We start from the raw sequence: 16,964 nt of genomic DNA on the forward strand, positions 1-16,964 counted from the left end.
GACGCCTGGACGCCGCCGATTTACTTGAGTTATGCATCATGTTCCTTCCGCTATGGGTTGCGAAGGGCTGCCAGGGGATCCGCTGTGGTGCTCTGTGGGAATACTCGCGCCCACGCGGTGTGCCGAGTGCAGTAGTGCACCACTGCAATCCTCCGCGGCTTGGGCGGCGGCACTACCTAGAAGTGCCCTCGAGCTAAAAGTGACCTCGAGAGCCCCTTTGCGCCGCATCTGGAGCGGTCTTGGGCCCGCGCCTCGGGGGCGGGCCTCACTTGATGCCGTCGTGTGTGGTTCAGTTCCGCGGCCGCACGCGGGCTCGGATCGGGGCACCGGCGACCATGGTGAAGGGCACCGCCAGCGGAAAGTCGTCGTCGAGCGGTTGAATTTCGGCATTCCGGATGATGGTCGCCAGACCGAGGGTCGCTTCGAGCATCGCGAAATGATCGCCGATGCAAGTCCGCGGTCCGCCGCCAAATGGCAAGTACTGCCAGCGATCCCGTTCCTTGGAATTGCGTCGGCGGAATCGGTCCGGGTCAAACACCAGCGGATGGTCCCATAGCGCCGGGTCGCGATGCATGGCGTAGATCCCCACTATCGCCCAACTGCCAGCTTCGACCCGGTAACCGTCGACTTCGAAATCCTTCGTCACCATCCGGGTTGCCACGGGCGCCGGTGGGCACAGGCGCAGCGCCTCGTTCAGCACCTGAACCGTGTAACTCAGCCGGGGGACGTCGTCTGCGGTCAATGGCCGGTCGCCCACTGCAGCGACCTCCGCGGCAACCCGGTCCTGTACCTCAGGATGGCGGCCCAATGCCCATAGCGTGTATGTCAGGGTGGTCGCCGTCGTGTCATACCCGGCCCCCAGGAATACCACCAGTTCTCGGCGAATGTCCAAGTCGGACAGCGTCCGTCCGGTGTCCGGGTCCGCGACGTCGATCAGCGCGCGAACTAGCGGTGCGTCACGAGTCGGGTCGGCTCGGCAGGCTCGAAGAATGTCGTCGGCGAGCCCATTGATGATGGCACTGGCAGCGCGTGCGCGCCGCCGGGCGGGAGTCGGCAGCCACCACGGGGCACGGACCGGCCGTACGGCGCGATCGGTCATATAGTTCGCGGCGGCGATGATCGGCTCCGCCAGCAGCGCATCGGCCCGTGCGTCGGAATCCAATCCGAGCATCGATTGAGCCAACACCTGCAGCGTCAGCCGGCGACACTCGTGATCGAGGTCAACTTCAACGGCGTCACACCACGCATCCGAAAGCTTGTCGGCGCACTCGGCCATGTGCCCGCCGAACCGCGTCACATGCCGTTTGGTGAATATTGGTTGCAGTGCGCGTCGCCGAGGCAGCCACGCGTCGTGTTCGAAGTTGAACAACGAGCCGCCGAAGAGTCGCCGGTGTTCGGTGTAGATGGGCTGCGACCTACCGACAAATGGGTAACTACGGCTGAGAACGTCTCGGGCGCCCTTGGGTGACGTGGTGATCACCAAGGTCGGCAGCATCCATATGGGGGCCAAACGCGTCACCGGTCCGCCCGCATCACGCAGCGTTGCACAACCGGTGTGAAAGGCCCTAATAGCCTTGATCTGTTGCCACCGGGGCAGCGGATTCCTTGGTGCCAGTGGCAGTTCCGAGACGTCGCACTTCTCCACCAACGCGTCCACCACGGCGCTTCCTCTCGGCGTGGCACGCGGTGATGACGTTGCCTCGAGGGAGCGTGGGTCCTCGATGGTGTCGTCGGTCATGCATGTCTCCTGTCACCGAACGTGCGAGACGCAGCGTGACACTTCCCGAGCTCGGCGGCTTAGGTAGTGAGGTACTGCATTTTTGCGGACCCGGTCGCGGTCGACAGTCGTTGGAAATCCCCGCGCTCTGGACGTTCGATGGCGCGGCAGCAGTACGGTGGGCCCAGGCGATGCGCTCGTCGCGCTGAGTGTCGCTGAGTGTCGCTGAGGGTCATCGCCAAGGCGAGCGTTGATCGGATCGTTGGACAGCTGGATGGAGGTGGCTTGTGCCGCGGCTGCTCATCATTCACCACACCCCGTCGCCACACTGCCAGGAGCTGTTCGAGGCGGTGTTGGCGGGCGCGACGGATCCGGAGATCGAGGGCGTCGATGTCGTACGCCGGCCTGCGCTCACGGTCTCCCCGGTCGAGATGCTGGAAGCCGACGGTTACCTGCTGGGCAGCCCGGCGAACCTGGGGTACATATCGGGGGCGCTCAAGCATGCCTTCGACTGCGCCTACTACCAACTGCTTGACACCACTCGGGGCCGCCCCTTCGGGCTGTACCTGCACGGCAACGAGGGCACCGAGGGCGCCGAGCGCGCAGTCGACACCATCACCACCGGCCTGGGCTGGGTGCAGGCCGCAGAGACCGTCGTGGTGTCGGGCAAACCCAGCAAGGCCGATGTCGAAGCATGCTGGAACCTCGGCGCGACCGTGGCCGCCCAGCTCATGGGCTGAGGCGTGCTAGGTGTACCTCGGCTTGAACGCCTCCGCCGGCTGCCCGAGAGCCTGCGCCGAACCGGTGCCCAGGGGCCCGTGCTGATCGAACAGGATGGCGGTGCCGGTGGCAACTCCGGCCGTGCCGAAGTGACTTTGGGCGGCCAGGCCGATGTATTCGCCGTCCGGCAACCGGCTCGCGGTGACGGTGTAGTCGGCGTTGATGTAGCGCAATCCTTCTGTGCCCCAGTGCGTTAGCGAACTCGTCACGTCACCGACGAAAGTCAGGCGGGTAAACGGCGTCAAGGGATAACCCTGCACCATCGGGCGGAATACCCGCGTCCAGGCGAACTTCTGCGAGTGGGCTTGCTCCCACTCGCCGGCTGCGATGCCGGGACTGCCCTCCGTCGTGGTGCCGTATCCCCAGATCAGAAACGGCATATCGGCCGGGAAACCCTCGGAGCTGGTTGGCAACGGTGGCATCTCCGCGGGCGCCGACCACACCTCTCCACCGGGATGCTCACCTCGTCGCAGGAACAACGCGCTGGCTCGTGCCACGGTCTTGCCGTTCTGTACCAGGGTGCCGTCGACGAGCTTGATGCGCCGGCCTTCCCGTTGCACGGAGGTCCGAATCTGGACGGGCTTTAACAGAACCGGCCGCAGCAGGTCGACGGTGAAGCGAGCGGGTTGCAGGTCCGCATCCACGCCGGACCGCTCGATTCCCCAACCCAAGAGGCCGCCGACGATCTGACCGCCCATCGCCGCACCCCACGGCCCCCGCGTCATGTCGTTCGGAACGTAAAAGTCTCCGTCTTCAACGAAGAACGGCTCGGGCGTCAAGGCGACATCGTCGATCGTCACCGCATCACGATAGGACACCGGGTCGCGTCAGCGGCCTTGCCAGTCGGGCTTGCGCTTTTCCTGCCACGCGCGAAAACCTTCGGCCAGGTCCTGGGTGGCCCCAACCACCCTGCGCATGGTCTCGCCGAAGCGGACCGACTCGATCCAACCCATGTTGGCGCTTCGCCACGCTACCTCCTTGGTGGCGCGTTGGGCCAAAGGTGCCGCCGCGGTGAGGGTTTGGGCCCAGTTTCGGGCCTCGGCCTGCAGGTCTTGGGGTTCGACCAGCTTCCACACCAAGCCAATTTCCAGAGCGCGCTCGGCGCTGATCGGTTGCCCGGTCAGCAGGAGTTCCATCGCGTGTGACCAGCGCACTCGCTGGGGTAGGCGGATGGCTCCGACGATGGTGGGCATGCCGAGTAGTACCTCGCGGTAGGAGAACGTGGCCTCGGTGCTGGCGATGACGAAGTCGCAGAACAGCACGCCCGTCAGCCCGTAGCCGACACAGGGACCGTGTACGGCCGCGATGGTCGGCTTGAACAACTCCATCCCGCTCTCGAAGGAGTTGATCGTCGGCTTCTCCCAGAAAGTGCCACCGAAAGTGCCGACCGCCCCCTCGCCGTCCTTGAGGTCGGCTCCGGCGCAATAGACATCGCCGTTGGCGGTGAGGATCCCGACCCAGGCGTCCTCCTCGTCGCGGAATCGGTCCCAGGCCGCGTTCAGCTCGCGTCGCAGGGCACCGTTGATGGCGTTAGCGGCATCTGGGCGGTTGAGGGTGATGGTGGCGATGTGGTCTTCCAGGTTGTAGCTGACCAGGCTCATGGGGTGCATCGTAGGTTTGTCGGCGAGTCACCGCGAGTACCGTTGCGCACAGAGGGCGGCCGCCAAGTGATGGAGTAGCGCAACATGGCTCACAACACGGCTCACAGAACGGCTCAAGTGATACGGGTTTCGCGCGACCGCAACCCGTTCCCGAGAACAGGTGTTTCTGTCGACCACAACGGCATTCCGCACTACGACGGGTTGCCGGCCACCCTCCTGGACGTGCTTGCAGCGCAGGTCGACCAGCGCCCGGACAGCGAGGCTGTGGTCGAGCTGGGCGCGGGACGGCTGACCTACCGGCAGCTGTGGGACCGGGCCTCGCGCGTTGCCGGTGGGTTGCGTGAGTCCGGCCTGAAGCCCGGTGACCGTGTGGCTGTCCGCCATCCCGCGGGGTTGAACTGGGTGCTGGCGTTCTGGGGCACCGTGATGGCAGGCGGGGTGGCGGTGGCCGTCAATACGCGCTCGGCTCAGCCGGAGGTCGAGTTCGTGCTGTCCGACGCGGGCGCCAAGGTGGACCTGACGCCCGACGCACCGCTACCCGACGGCGCACCCTACGTGACCGAGCAACTCGGCAGCACCGACATTGCCGCGCTGTTCTATACGTCGGGCACCACGGGTCACCCCAAAGGGGTCCCGACCACCCACGAGGCCTTCGTGACCAACACCGAGAACGGCATCCGGTGTCTGAACCAGCCCAGGGATCTCGGTGAGGGGTTGCGCACGCTTATCTCGGTGCCGTTGTTCCACGTGACCGGCTGCAACTCACAGCTTTTGGCGGCCACGCGGCTCGGGGGAGCGGCGGTGATCATGCCCGCCCTCAACCTCGACGGGCTCATCACCGCCCTGACCGCTGAACGCATCTCGCTGATGGTCACCGTCCCGGCGATCTACTCGTTGTTACTGCGGCACAAGGAATTCGCCGCGGCGGACATGTCCAGCGTCCGGTGGGTCGGCTACGGCGGCGCGCCGATCGCCCCCGCCCTGGTGCAGGCCGTAAAGGAGGCGTTTCCGCAGGCCACCGTGTTCAACGGATACGGCATGACCGAGACGGCCTCGCTGATGACCGTGCTGCCCGACGACGAGGCCATCGAACACGCCGACTCGGTCGGTTATGCGGTGCCGTCGGTGGACCTCGGTGTGATCCCACTCAATGACGGCTCGGGCGAGCTGGTCGGTGAATTGGTGACCCGGGGAGCCAACGTGACGGCCGGTTACTGGAATCGGCCGGAGGCAACCCAGGCCACCATCGTCGACGGCTGGCTGCACACCGGCGACGTGGTCCGGGTCGACGACAACGGCCGCGTGCACATCATCGACCGCATGAAGGACATCATCAACCGGGGCGGCGAGAATATCTCCAGCGTCGAGGTGGAAGCCGCACTGCTGAGCGCTCCCAATGTCGCCGACGCGTGCGTGCTCGCCGTGCCCGACGAGGTGATGGGGGAGAAGGTCGGCGCCGTATTGTTCGGCGCCGCAGGTGAAATCGACGTTGCCGCGGTGCTGGAACACTGCCGTGGCCAGCTCGCCGATTACAAGATTCCGCAATACATCACGGTGGTCAGCGACGCGCTGCCCCGCAATGCCGGCGGCAAGTTGCTCAAGGGCCGGCTGCGCGAAGAGGTGCGCTGGGGTCCACCACTTCGCTGACCGATTTCGGTGCGGTGCGCACAACAAGCTGTCACGCTCGACATAGCGGTGTCACCACCGCTGGCGTGGGCGTTACTGAGCCGAACGGGGATTCGCTGCCGGTGTCTCCAGATTGGCTCCGGAAGTTCGGCATGTTCACACAGAAGGAGCAAGAAGATGTCATTTCTCATCACGCAGCCTGAGGAGCTGGCGGCTGCGGCGGGCAAACTTGGCACGATTGGCTCAGCGATGTTCGCCCAGAACGCGGCGGCCGCGCCGACCACCACCGGCGTGATTCCCGCTGCCGCCGACGAGGTTTCGGCCTTACAGGCGGCGCAATTCGCGGCCTACGGCACCCTCTATCAAGAGCTGAGCGCGCAGGTGAACGCCATGTACGACACCTTTGTCAACACCTTGAGCGTCAGTGCCGATACCTATGCCGCCGCCGAAAGCGTCAACTCGTCCGCGGCGGCGTCTCCGTTCTCTGCTGTGATGGGGACTGCTGAGGCGGTGCCGGGGGCGGCCACGCAGCGGGCGCTGTCGGACCTCGCCAACGTCGTGAATATCGGAGTGGGGAACTGGGCTTCAGCCGCCTCGAACCTGGTCGGCATGGCCAATGGCGGTCTGCTTCCCGCGGAGGCGGCCGCGGAGGCTGGCGCGGAGGCTGGCGCGGCCGCCGAGGGCATATCGGAGGGATTCGCCGTAGGACCCGCTGCCGCGGGGTCCGTCGGTGGCTCGATGGCGGCCGGCCTCGGTACCGCGTCCTCGGTCGGCGCTCGGGTGCCGTCATGGGCCGGGTCCGCCGCCCTGGTGTCAAGCCACGCGTCTGCGCCTGCCGCGGGTTGGGCGGCACCCGTTTCGCCCGCGGCTCCGATGACGATATTCCCGGGGGTCCCAGGAGCATCGGGCGCGCGCAGTAGCGCGGGCTTTGGCGCGCCGCGCTACGGCGTCAAACCCTTGGTCATGACCGGCGCGCAGGCCGTCTGAGCGCAGCGAATCCCTTCTAGCGAAACGGAATACAGAAATGGATTTTGGAGCTCTACCCCCTGAGATCAATTCCGCCCGCATGTACGCCGGAGCCGGGGCCGCGCCGCTGATGGCCGCCGCGGCTTCGTGGCATGCCATCGCCGCGGAGTTGAGCACCACGGCGGCGTCCTTCGAGTCGGTCATCACCCAACTTGCCACCGAGCAATGGATGGGTCCCGCTTCACTGGCGATGGCCGCCGCGGCCCAACCCTTCTTGGCTTGGCTGACCTATACCGCTGAATCAACCGCACTCGCCGGCTCACAGGCAACCGCGTCGGCCGCGGCGTTCGAGACAGCCTTCGCGATGACGGTGCCACCCGCGGAGGTCGCGGCGAACCGGGCACTGCTGGCGGCGCTCGTCGCGACCAACATCCTGGGGCAGAACACCCCGGCGATCGCGGCCACCGAGGCACACTACGCCGAGATGTGGGCGCAAGACGCGTTGGCCATGTACGGATACGCGGCCGCCTCAGCCGCCGCCGGGCGACTCAACCCGTTGACCCCACCGGCGCAGATCGCCAACCCGGCCGGAGTCGCCAACCAGGCCGCCGCCGTCGGCTCAGTTGCCGCAGCCAATTCCGTCCAGCAGGCGGGGCTGGGGAACCTGATCAGCAACGTGCCCAATGCAGTCATGGCATTTGCCACGCCGGTCGCGTCGACGGCAGAGGCGACCGCGCTGGATACGGTGGCGCAGCAGATCTCCGCTTTGCTCGAAACACCATTTGTGATGAACACCGTCAATGGTGTGGTGAACACCGTGGGCTGGTTCACGATGGCCGGCATCACTACCGCGGTGTTCCTCGGGCACACACTGAATGCCACGGCGCCCGCCGCAGGCGCCGTTTCCGGTGCTGCCGGCGTAGCCGCCTTGGCGAACACGACGACGCCAGTCCTTGCCGGAGCGGTCCCGGCCCTGGCTGGTTTGGGGCAAGCTGCCACGGTCGGTGGCCTGTCGGTGCCGGCCAGTTGGTCTACCGCGGCGCCCGCAATGACCACTGGCACCACGGTGCTGGAAGGCACCGGCTGGGCTGTCCCGCAAGAGTCCGGGGCGGTACTCGCGATGCCAGGCGCGCCCGGGATCGCCGGCTCCCGGGACGGCTTCGCCGGGCCGCCCCGGTACGGATTCAAGCCGGTGGTGATGCCCAACCAGCGGGTGGTCTAACGTCGTGCAGCGTCTCTGCCAGGGACAATGCGTCGGCTCAGCCCAGCCGGGAACCCGGTGTGGAATGCATGACATTTGGCGCTACGCGGACTGCGTAGCGGTCGCCGTCGGTAAACTAGCTCCGGGATCGGCGCCGATTTCAAGCCGCCGACCTGCTCGGATCAGGGGGGAACGAGCTCCTCAGGTGCAGCACTGGTCGCCGATAACCCGACGTGAAACGGACTGCCCAATTGGATTTTGGAGCTCTACCTCCGGAGGTCAACTCCGCGTGTATGTACGCCGGCGCGGGCGCAGCACCCATGCTGGCGGCGGCGGCTGCGTGGAATGGCATAGCCGCAGAGCTGGGCAACACCGCTTCCTCCTTCGAGGCGATCATCACGCGACTGACCAGCGAGCAGTGGCTGGGTCCAGCGTCGCTGTCGATGGCCGCCGCTGCGCAGCCCTTTCTAACCTGGCTGAACTACACGGCTGAATCGGCGGGCCGCGCCGCGACGCAGGCCCTGGCGTCTGCGAGCGCCTTCGGGGCGGCGTTTGCCATGACGGTCCCACCGGCCGACGTCGCCGCCAACCGTGCCCAGTTAGCCGAACTGGTAGCGAGCAACCTCCTCGGGCAAAACGGGTCTGCCATCGCGGCCACCGAGGCGCGCTACGGCGAAATGTGGGCCCAAGACGCCATGGCCATGTACGAGTACGCGGCCGCCTCCGCCCTTGCCGGGAAACTCGAGCCGCTGACCAGCCCGTGGGAGGCCACCAACCCGGCCGGAATCACCAATCAAGCCGCCACTGTCGGTCAAGCCGGAGCATCCGGTGGCGCCCAGCGAGCGGATCTCGGAACACTGGTCAACAAGGGTCCCGACGCATTAATGGCCCTCGCGTCACCGGCGGCATCGACGCTCGACGATTCGGAATGGGTCACGCTCTACCACGAGATCGATGAGGTGGCCGAGCTTGGTTTCTTTCACTATGGGACGCACGGGCTGGGCGGTGTCGCTGACTACACCACGGACATCATCACCAATGCGGTGGTCCTGGGGGCCGGCAACCAAACCCAGTCCATCAGTAGCGCCGCCATTTCGGGTGGCAGTGCGAGCGGCAGCGGGCTCAAGACAGCGATAGCCGGCTCGCCGCCGTTGGCGGCGGCGTTGGGCGACGCAGCAGCGGTCGGCGGCCTGTCGGTGCCAAAGACCTGGTCCCTCTCGGCGCCGGTGTTGGCCGCCGGCACCGACGTGCACCTCGCGGGTTGGGTAGCTCCTGAAGAGGACGAATTGATCGAAGGAGTGACGGCGACGCCGGGAATGGTCGTGGGTGCCGACGACGAGCGCCTCAATCTGCCCCGGTACGGCGTCAAGCCGGTCGTCATGCCCAAGCGCGGCTTCTGACCCCAGGGCCGTACGCTATGGCCTATGCGGGTACCACCGCGCGATGTCGAAACGACCCTTCTCATCGCGAACCGTGGCGAGATCGCCGTCCGAATCATCCGTACGGCAACCGAACTGGGGATGAACACCGTCGCGATCTACGCCGCTGACGACGCCGACAGTCCGCACGTGCATGCCGCCGACGAAGCGATCGGCGTATCTGACTACCTGGACCACGCCGCGGTCCTCGCCGCGGCCAAGGCATCTGGTGCGGCACTGATCCATACCGGCTACGGGTTTCTCAGTGAGAACGCCGAATTCGCCCGTGCCTGTGCCGATGCCGGCTGCACGTTCGTCGGGCCCAGTGCCGACGTGCTGGACCTTGTCGGCAATAAGACATCGGCCCGCGCGGCAGCCGCTGCCGCCGGGGTGCCGGTGCTGGCCGCGACCGAAGGCCCGAGCAGCATCGACGACATCCGCGCCTTCTTCGCCGCCCAGGACGGCAGCATCATGATCAAGGCGCTGGCCGGCGGTGGCGGCCGTGGAATGCGAAAGGTGGACAGTCCGGACCAGATCGACGCGGCCTACCGCCAGTGCGCCGCCGAAGCGCAGTTAGGGTTCGGCAACCCAGACCTGTTCGCCGAGGCTGTCCTCAACGATGCCAGGCACATCGAGGTGCAGGTCGTGGTCGCCCCAGTGGGGCACCAAACGCGTGCGCTCGCGCTCGGCGACCGTGACTGCAGTGTCCAGCGGCGCTATCAGAAGCTCGTCGAAATCGCGCCAGCGCAAGAACTTTCAGACCGGCTCCGGCGCAGCCTGCACCAGGCCGCGGTCCGCCTCTGCGCCAGGGTGGGGCTGTCCGGCGTGGCCACGGTCGAATTCCTCGTTGCCGGTGACGAGTTCGTCTTTCTCGAGATCAACCCGCGAATCCAGGTTGAACACACGGTCACCGAGGAGGTGACTGGAGTCGACCTGGTGGCTGTGCAGCTGGAGATCGCCGGTGGTGCCTCGTATTACGAACTGGGATTGCCCGCCGGGATCGCCTCGGACGGAAGCGAGACCATCGGTGAGCCCACCGCCACGCGAGGCATCGCGATTCAGACGCGGGTCAACGCCGAGACTTTCGCCCCCGACGGCGCCGTTCTTCCGTCGGGTGGCACCCTGACAGGGTTTTCGCCGCCGAGCGGCCCGGGTGTCCGTGTGGACACCTACGCCCGGCCGGGCCTTCCGCTCAGTCCTCGCTACGATTCGTTGCTGGCCAAGGTCATCACCCATGTGCACGGGTCGTCGTTCCCCGCCGCCGTGCGCAAGGCGCGCACCGCACTGTCCGAGTTCAGCATCGAGGGTGTCACCACGAACATCGGCTTCCTGCGAGAGTTGTTGTCGGAAGGTCAGTTTGAGTCGGGTGTCGTAACTACCGATTTCCTCGACGGAAAGCTGCCTCAGCTGGCCGCCGCGGCGCTGTCTCATCAGCACGACGTTCGGGTGGCGGCGGTCGAGCTGCACCCGGATGAGGAAGCGCTACGCGCCCAGATGGCCGGAACCGTCGTGGAGATCGCTGCCGAAGGCGCCGAGGTAACGGGCGGTGAGCAGTTGGTCGTGCTCGAAGCGATGAAGATGCAACACGTCTTGGCCGCTCCCGCGGCGCTACGCACCGTGCGCAACCTGGTGGCGCCCGGCCAGGTCGTGGCGACCGGCGATGCACTGCTGGTCTATACCCGCACGGGTGTGTCTGCTGACGGTGAATCCGACTCTGCTGCGGTTGATCTTGACCGTCCGCGCGCCGACCTCGAAGAGGTGCGACAGCGCCACCTACTCACTCTCGACGAGGGACGCCCAGCCGCGGTGTCGAAGCGACACGAGAAGGGCCGACGCACCGCACGCGAAAACATCGCCGACTTAATAGATCCCGGCAGCTTCGTCGAATACGGCGCGCTCGCCATCGCCGCGCAACGCAGCCGACGGTCGGAAGAGGACCTGATCGTGAATACCCCGGCCGATGGCTTGGTGGCCGGTCTGGCGACGATCGGGGCGGACCGGTTCGGGCGCGCCGCCGCTGAGGCGGTAGTGGTGTCCTACGACTACACCGTGCTCGCCGGTACGCAAGGCATGCGCAACCACGCCAAGACTGACCGCGTGTTCGACCTGGCCGTTCGAAAACGCTTGCCGGTGGTGCTGTTTGCCGAGGGTGGCGGCGGGCGCCCCGGCGACACCGACGTCGGGGGCATGGCCGGACTGGATGTCCCGACCTTCAGGATGCTGGCCGCGCTCAACGGCCAGGTCCCGTTGGTGTCGATCGTTTCCGGTTACTGCTTCGCCGGAAACGCAGCGCTCGCCGGGGTATGTGACGTGATCATCGTTACTCCCGACGCCAACATCGGGATGGGCGGCCCGGCGATGATCGAGGGCGGCGGGCTGGGGGTGTATTCCCCGAAAGTCATCGGTCCGATTGATGTCCAGCGTCGCAACGGCGTGGTAAGTCTGGTCGCACGCGACGAGGCGCACGCGGTGGCGCTCGCCAAGCAATACCTGTCGTATTTCCAGGGGGCCGTGGCCGATTGGACGGCACCGGACCCTCGCCTGGCGCGACATGTGGTTCCGGAGAACAGATTACGTGCCTACGACGTGCGTCGGGCCATCGAGTCGATCGTGGACGTGGGTTCCGTCCTGGAACTGCGCCCCGACTACGGCGTGGGTATCGTCACCGCACTGGTCCGTGTCGAGGGCGTCGCGTACGGGCTGATCGCCAACAGCAGTCACCACCTCGGGGGCGCCATCGATGCGGAGGCGTCGGATAAGGCGGCCGAGTTCCTGCAATTGTGCGAGTCGTTCCGGTTACCGGTGATTTCGCTCTGTGACACACCGGGTTTCATGGTCGGGCCGGAAGCTGAGAAAGAGGCCTCGGTACACCGGTTCGGGCGCATGTTTATCGCCGGCGCCCATTTGACGGTGCCGCTGGGAATGATCATCCTGCGCAAAGGCTACGGTCTGGGCGCAATGGCCATGGCGGGCGGGTCATTTCACGCACCCGAGTTCACGATCGCTTGGCCCACCGGTGAAATCGGCGGCATGGGGCTCGAAGGTGCGGTACGGCTGGGCTTCAGCAAAGAGCTGGCCGCAGCGGCCGATGATGTTGAACGCCAAGCCCTCTTCAACAAGCTGGTCGAGGCGGCCTACCAACACGGAAAGGCGTTGCGCTCGGCCACCACCTTCGAGTTGGACGACGTGATCGACCCCGCAGAGTCCCGGGCCTGGATCACCAGGCTGCCGGGACGCTGACGGATTCAGTTGTGTCTTCAGTTGTTTTTTAGTTTTTAGTCGTTGTGCGTGGTCTGTTACGCGTGGCCGCTGCCGCAGCCAATGCCGGGGAGGCAACCTTCGCCGCCCGGCAGCCCGCCGGGACCCCAGAACTGTCCGCCGTTGCCACAACCGACGCCCGGGATACAGCCGGAACCGCCGGGCCCGCCGTTGGGACCCTGGTCCAAGCCGCCCGAGCCGCAGTTGCCGTTGGCGTCGCAACCGCCGCCCCCGGGTTCGTTCATCGGGACAAAGTGAGTGATGCCTGTGGTGGCCGAGGCAGGGCCGACCGCTGCCTCAGCAGGGTTTGCCGAGGCGGTAACCGTCGCTGCAGCGATAGCCCCCGCAAACACCAATGGTTTTATGAGGTTTAATTTCGCTAACATTCCTGTCGCATACCACGTCTCAACGTGTGCAAAACCTTGCACAAGAAATCAGGCGCCATGACTTCGTTGGATCTGACCGGCCGCACCGCAATCATCACCGGCGCCTCGCGAGGCATCGGATTGGCGATCTCCCAAAAACTGGCCGCTGCCGGTGCAAACGTCATCTTGACCGCACGCAAACAGGAGGCCGCGGACGCGGCCGCAGCACAGGTCGGTGACCGTGCTGTGGGCGTCGGAGCGCACGCTGTCGACGAGGAGGCCGCGCGCGGGTGTGTCGACCTTGCGCTCGAACGCTTCGGCAGCGTGGACATCCTGATCAACAACGCGGGCACGAACCCTGCCTTCGGGCCGCTGATCGACCAAGACCATGCGCGCTTTGCAAAGATTTTCGACGTCAACCTCTGGGCGCCGTTGCTGTGGACCTCGCTCGTCGTCAAGGCCTGGATGGGCGAACACGGCGGGGCCATCGTCAACACCGCCTCGATCGGCGGGCTGCACCAGTCGCCCGGAATGGGCATGTACAACACCACCAAGGCCGCATTGATCCACGTGACCAAACAACTTGCGCTGGAACTCTCACCGCGGGTGCGGGTCAATGCAATTGCCCCCGGAGTGGTGCGCACCCGCCTTGCGGAGGCGCTGTGGAAGGGCAACGAAGATCCGCTGAGCGCAACGATCGCGCTGGGACGCATCGGCGAACCCGACGACGTAGCTGACGCGGTGGCTTTCCTGGTCTCGGATGCGGCGAGTTGGATCACCGGCGAGACGATGGTGATCGACGGCGGACTGCTCCTCGGCGATGCGCGGGGGTTCCAGGCCCGGGGAGACCACTGATGGGTATCGAAGACGATCTAAAGGCCCGAGTCCAAGCGCTTTTGGACGAACATGATCCGGCCGGCACCGACCCGCGAGACTTCCTCGGCGCGCGCTTCGATGCGGGCCTGGCCTGGGTGCACTTCCCGACGGGTATAGGCGGCCTGGATCTGCCGCACACCTACCAGGCGCAGGTCGAGGCGCAATTGGCGGCCGCGGGCGCGCCGCCCGCCGGCGGTGGGCGCAACATCATCGGCATTGGCATGGCGGCACCAACCATCGCGGCCTTCGGGACCGAGGAACAGAAGCGAAAGTTTCTGCGGCCGTTGTTCACTGGCGAACACATCTATTGCCAGTTGTTCAGCGAACCGGGCGCCGGGTCGGATCTGGCCGCGGTCGCCACCCGCGCCGTCCGCGACGGTGACGACTGGGTTGTCAACGGGCAGAAGGTCTGGACGTCCATGGCGCAGCACGCGCAGATGGCGATCCTCGTCGCTCGCACCAATCCGGACGTGCCCAAACACGCTGGGCTGACGTATTTCCTGTGCGATATGACCCAGCCGGGTGTCGATATCCGGCCGCTACGCCAGATCACCGGCGAGGCGGAGTTCAACGAGGTCTTCCTCACCGATATCCGGGTGCCCGACGCGAACCGGCTGGGCCCCGAAGGCGGGGGTTGGCGGGTGGCCACCACGACCCTGAACAACGAGCGCGTCGCCATCGGGGCGCGCACCGGGTTTCCGCGCGAAGCCGGCCACATTGGCAACGTCACCCGAGCCTGGCGTGATGATCCATCGTTGCGCAATCCGGCGATGCACGACGAGTTGATGAAGCTGTGGGTCGAGGCGGAAGTGCTGCGCCTGACCGGTGAACGCCTGCGTCAGCAGGCCGCCAGCGGTCAGCCCGGACCCGAGGGGGCCGGCATGAAAATCGCCTTCGCCCGTCTGGCGCAACGCATCTCGGGCTTCGACATCGAGTTGCACCCCGAAACCGGTTTGCACTATGACGATTGGACCCTGCGCAGAACCGAAACGGTCGACCTGATCGGTCGCGAACCTGGGTTTCGCTACCTGCGCGCCCGCGGCAACTCGATCGAGGGTGGTACCTCGGAGATTCTGCGCAACACCATCTCCGAACGAATCCTGGGTTTGCCCGGCGAACATCGTGTGGACAAGACCGTCGCGTGGAAGGACTTGCCGCGATGAGCGCCGGAGACTTGTTGTATTCCGACACCGAAGAGGCGTTGCGTGCCAGCGTTCGGCAACTGTTCGCCGACCGATGCCCACCGGAGACGCTCAACAAGGCGTACGACACGCCGCCGCATGACTTTTCAGCGGTGTGGCGCACGCTGGCCGCCGAGCTCGGGGTAGCGGGGCTGTTGGTGCCCGAATCCCTCGGCGGAGCGGGGGCGAGCGCACGTGAAGCCGCCGTCGTCATGGAGGAGATCGGCCGCGCGGTTGCGCCGGTGCCGTTCCTGTCCAGCGCGGTACTCGCGACGGTTGCATTGCTGCGGACCGGCGAAACGGAAACGATGTCGGCACTGGCCGAGGGAGCCGTCACAGCGGCGCTGGTGGTGCCGCTGTCCACCGCGCCTGGCGACGCGGTCTCCGGCATACGCAACGGCGCCGACGGCCTTACCGGCACGGTAGGCAGCGTCGCCGGCGCCGCCGAGGCCGACGTCTTGGTGGTGCCGGTCGCCGGACCGGACGGGGTGGAACTGCACACCGTGGCCTGCGGCGCTGCGGGCGTTGATATTTCCCCGCGGCTGGCGTTGGACATGACCAGACCCCTTGCGGATGTCCAATTTTCGGGTGCGTCCTCGACGCGGGTGGGTTCCGCGGACGGTGCCGTGCAGGCGGCGCTGCAGACCGGCGCGGCGCTGCTCGCTTCTGAGCAGCTCGGCGTGGCGCAGTGGTGCTTCGACACCACGCTGGCCTACGCCAAGGAGCGCAAGCAGTTCGGCCGCGAGATCGGCTCGTATCAGGCCATCAAGCACCGGCTCGCGGATCTGTGGTTCGAGGTCAGTTCGGCCACGGCGGCGGCTCGGTACGCCGCCGACACGGCCGCGCGCGGTGACGAGGACGCGGCCATCGCGGCCGCCCTCGCGCAGTCGTTCTGCAGCGACATCGCGGTGCACGCGGCCGAAGAGTGCGTACAGCTGCATGGCGGTATCGGGATGACCTGGGAGTATCCCGCGCACTTGTACCTCAAGCGGGCAAAGAGCGACCAGCTCGCGCTGGGCACCGCCTACCGGCACCGCTCCCGCCTGGGCGACTTGGTCGACCTACCGCCCTCTTAACGCCGAGCAGACGCAAACTTGTACGCTCCCGGCGGAAACTGTACGAGTTTGCGTCTGCTCGCGAGGGTCAGGCGAGGGCCGAGCGGAAGGTTTCGGTCATCGCGGCCCAGTGCCGCTCGGCCGCGGCCTCGTCGTAGGGCGGGTTGTCCGGGACCGCGAAGCCGTGGGCAGCCTGGTACCACTCGAGGCGGTAGTCCACACCGGCCGCCGTCAGCGCCTTCTCCAGCTGTTCGGCGTGGTCGGCGGTGAACGACGCGTCGTTCTCGGCGCCGCCGATGTACACCTTGGCGTTCATGCGATCGGCCAACAGGTGCGGGCTGTCGACGTTGTCGGTGACCAGGCCGCCGCCGTGGAAGGACGCCGCGGCGGCGACCCGCTCGGGAAGACGACCGGCCAGCAGGACCGAGATGCGTCCGCCCATGCAGTAGCCGCAGACGCCGAAGCGCTCACCTGACACTTCCTCGCGGCCGGCCAGGTAGTCAAAAAATGCCTCCGCATCGCGGGTGATCCGGTCCGGCGTGAGCGTGCCGATCATGGCGAAGATCCGGCCGCGCTCTTTCGGGTCGCTGAACGCGGTCGACATGTCGAACGGCGCCCACTCGCCCTCCCGGTAGTACACGTCGGGCAGCAGCACGGCATAGCCGTAGCCGGCCAGCTTGGCCGCCATCTGGTCGAAGGTGTCGCGCGCCCCGCCCGCGTCGGGGAACATGACCACACCGGGCCAGGGGCCGGTGCCGTCGGGAGTGAACAGCTGAACGGGGCACTCGCCGTCCGGAGTGGTGACGCTGTCGGTGATTTTCGGCATGGCACCCGTTCTACTCCTGCCTCCCCGACTCAAACTAACTGCGTCGACCCGCCGCGCCCGGCTTCGCCGCGCTCGCGATCGCCGCTAAGCTGAC

The 16,964-nt window shown here is 66.5% G+C and carries 14 protein-coding genes; 9 read left to right on the plus strand and 5 right to left on the minus strand.

Annotated elements, in window-relative coordinates; translation table 11 throughout:
* Positions 1 to 289 precede the first annotated feature (289 nt).
* Entirely contained in the window at positions 290 to 1,657 is a 1,368-nt protein-coding gene (locus G6N68_RS09040) for a cytochrome P450 (RefSeq protein ID WP_371871686.1), read from the minus strand.
* 347 nt (positions 1,658 to 2,004) lie between these two features.
* Here G6N68_RS09040 and G6N68_RS09045 point away from each other — a divergent pair, with 347 nt between their 5' ends.
* Positions 2,005 to 2,457 carry a flavodoxin family protein gene (locus tag G6N68_RS09045; RefSeq protein ID WP_163710655.1) on the plus strand — a complete coding sequence of 151 codons (453 nt, stop codon included), beginning with the start codon at positions 2,005 to 2,007 and terminating at the stop codon, positions 2,455 to 2,457.
* Between the two features lie 6 nt (positions 2,458 to 2,463).
* Here G6N68_RS09045 and G6N68_RS09050 read toward each other — a convergent pair whose 3' ends face one another.
* Together G6N68_RS09050 and G6N68_RS09055 are read right to left on the minus strand one after the other, a co-directional pair.
* Positions 2,464 to 3,297, minus strand: a complete 834-nt coding sequence (locus tag G6N68_RS09050) for a thioesterase family protein (protein WP_163710659.1) — start codon at positions 3,295 to 3,297, stop codon at positions 2,464 to 2,466.
* 27 nt (positions 3,298 to 3,324) lie between these two features.
* Entirely contained in the window at positions 3,325 to 4,098 is a 774-nt protein-coding gene (locus tag G6N68_RS09055) for an enoyl-CoA hydratase/isomerase family protein (RefSeq protein ID WP_163710664.1), read from the minus strand.
* An 84-nt stretch (positions 4,099 to 4,182) separates the two neighbouring features.
* Here G6N68_RS09055 and G6N68_RS09060 point away from each other — a divergent pair, with 84 nt between their 5' ends.
* From G6N68_RS09060 to G6N68_RS09080, 5 genes are all read left to right on the plus strand, one after another.
* Positions 4,183 to 5,745 carry a class I adenylate-forming enzyme family protein gene (locus tag G6N68_RS09060; RefSeq protein ID WP_276069114.1) on the plus strand — a complete coding sequence of 521 codons (1,563 nt, stop codon included), beginning with the start codon at positions 4,183 to 4,185 and terminating at the stop codon, positions 5,743 to 5,745.
* Positions 5,746 to 5,901: 156 nt separating this feature from the next.
* The gene (locus G6N68_RS09065) at positions 5,902 to 6,711 is read left to right on the plus strand and encodes a PE family protein (protein WP_163710672.1); all 810 of its coding nucleotides are present in this window, start codon (positions 5,902 to 5,904) and stop codon (positions 6,709 to 6,711) included.
* Positions 6,712 to 6,748: 37 nt separating this feature from the next.
* Positions 6,749 to 7,912: a PPE family protein gene (locus G6N68_RS09070; RefSeq protein WP_163710675.1), complete on the plus strand. Its 1,164-nt coding sequence runs from the start codon at positions 6,749 to 6,751 to the stop codon at positions 7,910 to 7,912.
* 230 nt (positions 7,913 to 8,142) lie between these two features.
* Positions 8,143 to 9,291, plus strand: a complete 1,149-nt coding sequence (locus tag G6N68_RS09075; RefSeq protein WP_163710679.1) for a PPE family protein — start codon at positions 8,143 to 8,145, stop codon at positions 9,289 to 9,291.
* A 24-nt stretch (positions 9,292 to 9,315) separates the two neighbouring features.
* Positions 9,316 to 12,549 (plus strand): acetyl-CoA carboxylase family protein, encoded by a 3,234-nt coding sequence (locus G6N68_RS09080; protein WP_163710682.1) that lies wholly within the window; start codon positions 9,316 to 9,318, stop codon positions 12,547 to 12,549.
* A 56-nt stretch (positions 12,550 to 12,605) separates the two neighbouring features.
* Here G6N68_RS09080 and G6N68_RS09085 read toward each other — a convergent pair whose 3' ends face one another.
* Positions 12,606 to 12,932 (minus strand): PE-PGRS family protein, encoded by a 327-nt coding sequence (locus tag G6N68_RS09085; protein WP_205351464.1) that lies wholly within the window; start codon positions 12,930 to 12,932, stop codon positions 12,606 to 12,608.
* 78 nt (positions 12,933 to 13,010) lie between these two features.
* On the opposite strand from G6N68_RS09085, the gene G6N68_RS09090 reads away from it, so the two are divergent.
* Genes G6N68_RS09090 through G6N68_RS09100 form a run of 3 tightly spaced genes read left to right on the plus strand, consistent with a single transcriptional unit; the run spans position 13,011 to position 16,065 of the window.
* Positions 13,011 to 13,787, plus strand: a complete 777-nt coding sequence (locus tag G6N68_RS09090) for an SDR family oxidoreductase (RefSeq protein WP_163710688.1) — start codon at positions 13,011 to 13,013, stop codon at positions 13,785 to 13,787.
* The gene (locus G6N68_RS09095) at positions 13,787 to 14,971 is read left to right on the plus strand and encodes an acyl-CoA dehydrogenase family protein (protein WP_163710691.1); all 1,185 of its coding nucleotides are present in this window, start codon (positions 13,787 to 13,789) and stop codon (positions 14,969 to 14,971) included. Before G6N68_RS09090 ends, G6N68_RS09095 begins: the two co-directional genes overlap by 1 nt.
* On the plus strand, positions 14,968 to 16,065 hold the full coding sequence (locus G6N68_RS09100) for an acyl-CoA dehydrogenase family protein (protein ID WP_163710694.1): 1,098 nt from the start codon (positions 14,968 to 14,970) through the stop codon (positions 16,063 to 16,065). The genes G6N68_RS09095 and G6N68_RS09100 overlap by 4 nt, the downstream gene beginning before the upstream one ends.
* 67 nt (positions 16,066 to 16,132) lie before the next feature.
* Here the strand turns inward: G6N68_RS09100 and G6N68_RS09105 are convergent, their stop codons facing one another.
* Positions 16,133 to 16,870, minus strand: coding sequence for an alpha/beta fold hydrolase (locus G6N68_RS09105; protein WP_163710696.1), 738 nt, complete (start codon positions 16,868 to 16,870; stop codon positions 16,133 to 16,135).
* Between the last annotated feature and the right edge of the window lie 94 nt (positions 16,871 to 16,964).

This window comes from Mycobacterium bourgelatii, from assembly GCF_010723575.1.
Classification (GTDB): Bacteria; Actinomycetota; Actinomycetes; order Mycobacteriales; family Mycobacteriaceae; genus Mycobacterium; species Mycobacterium bourgelatii.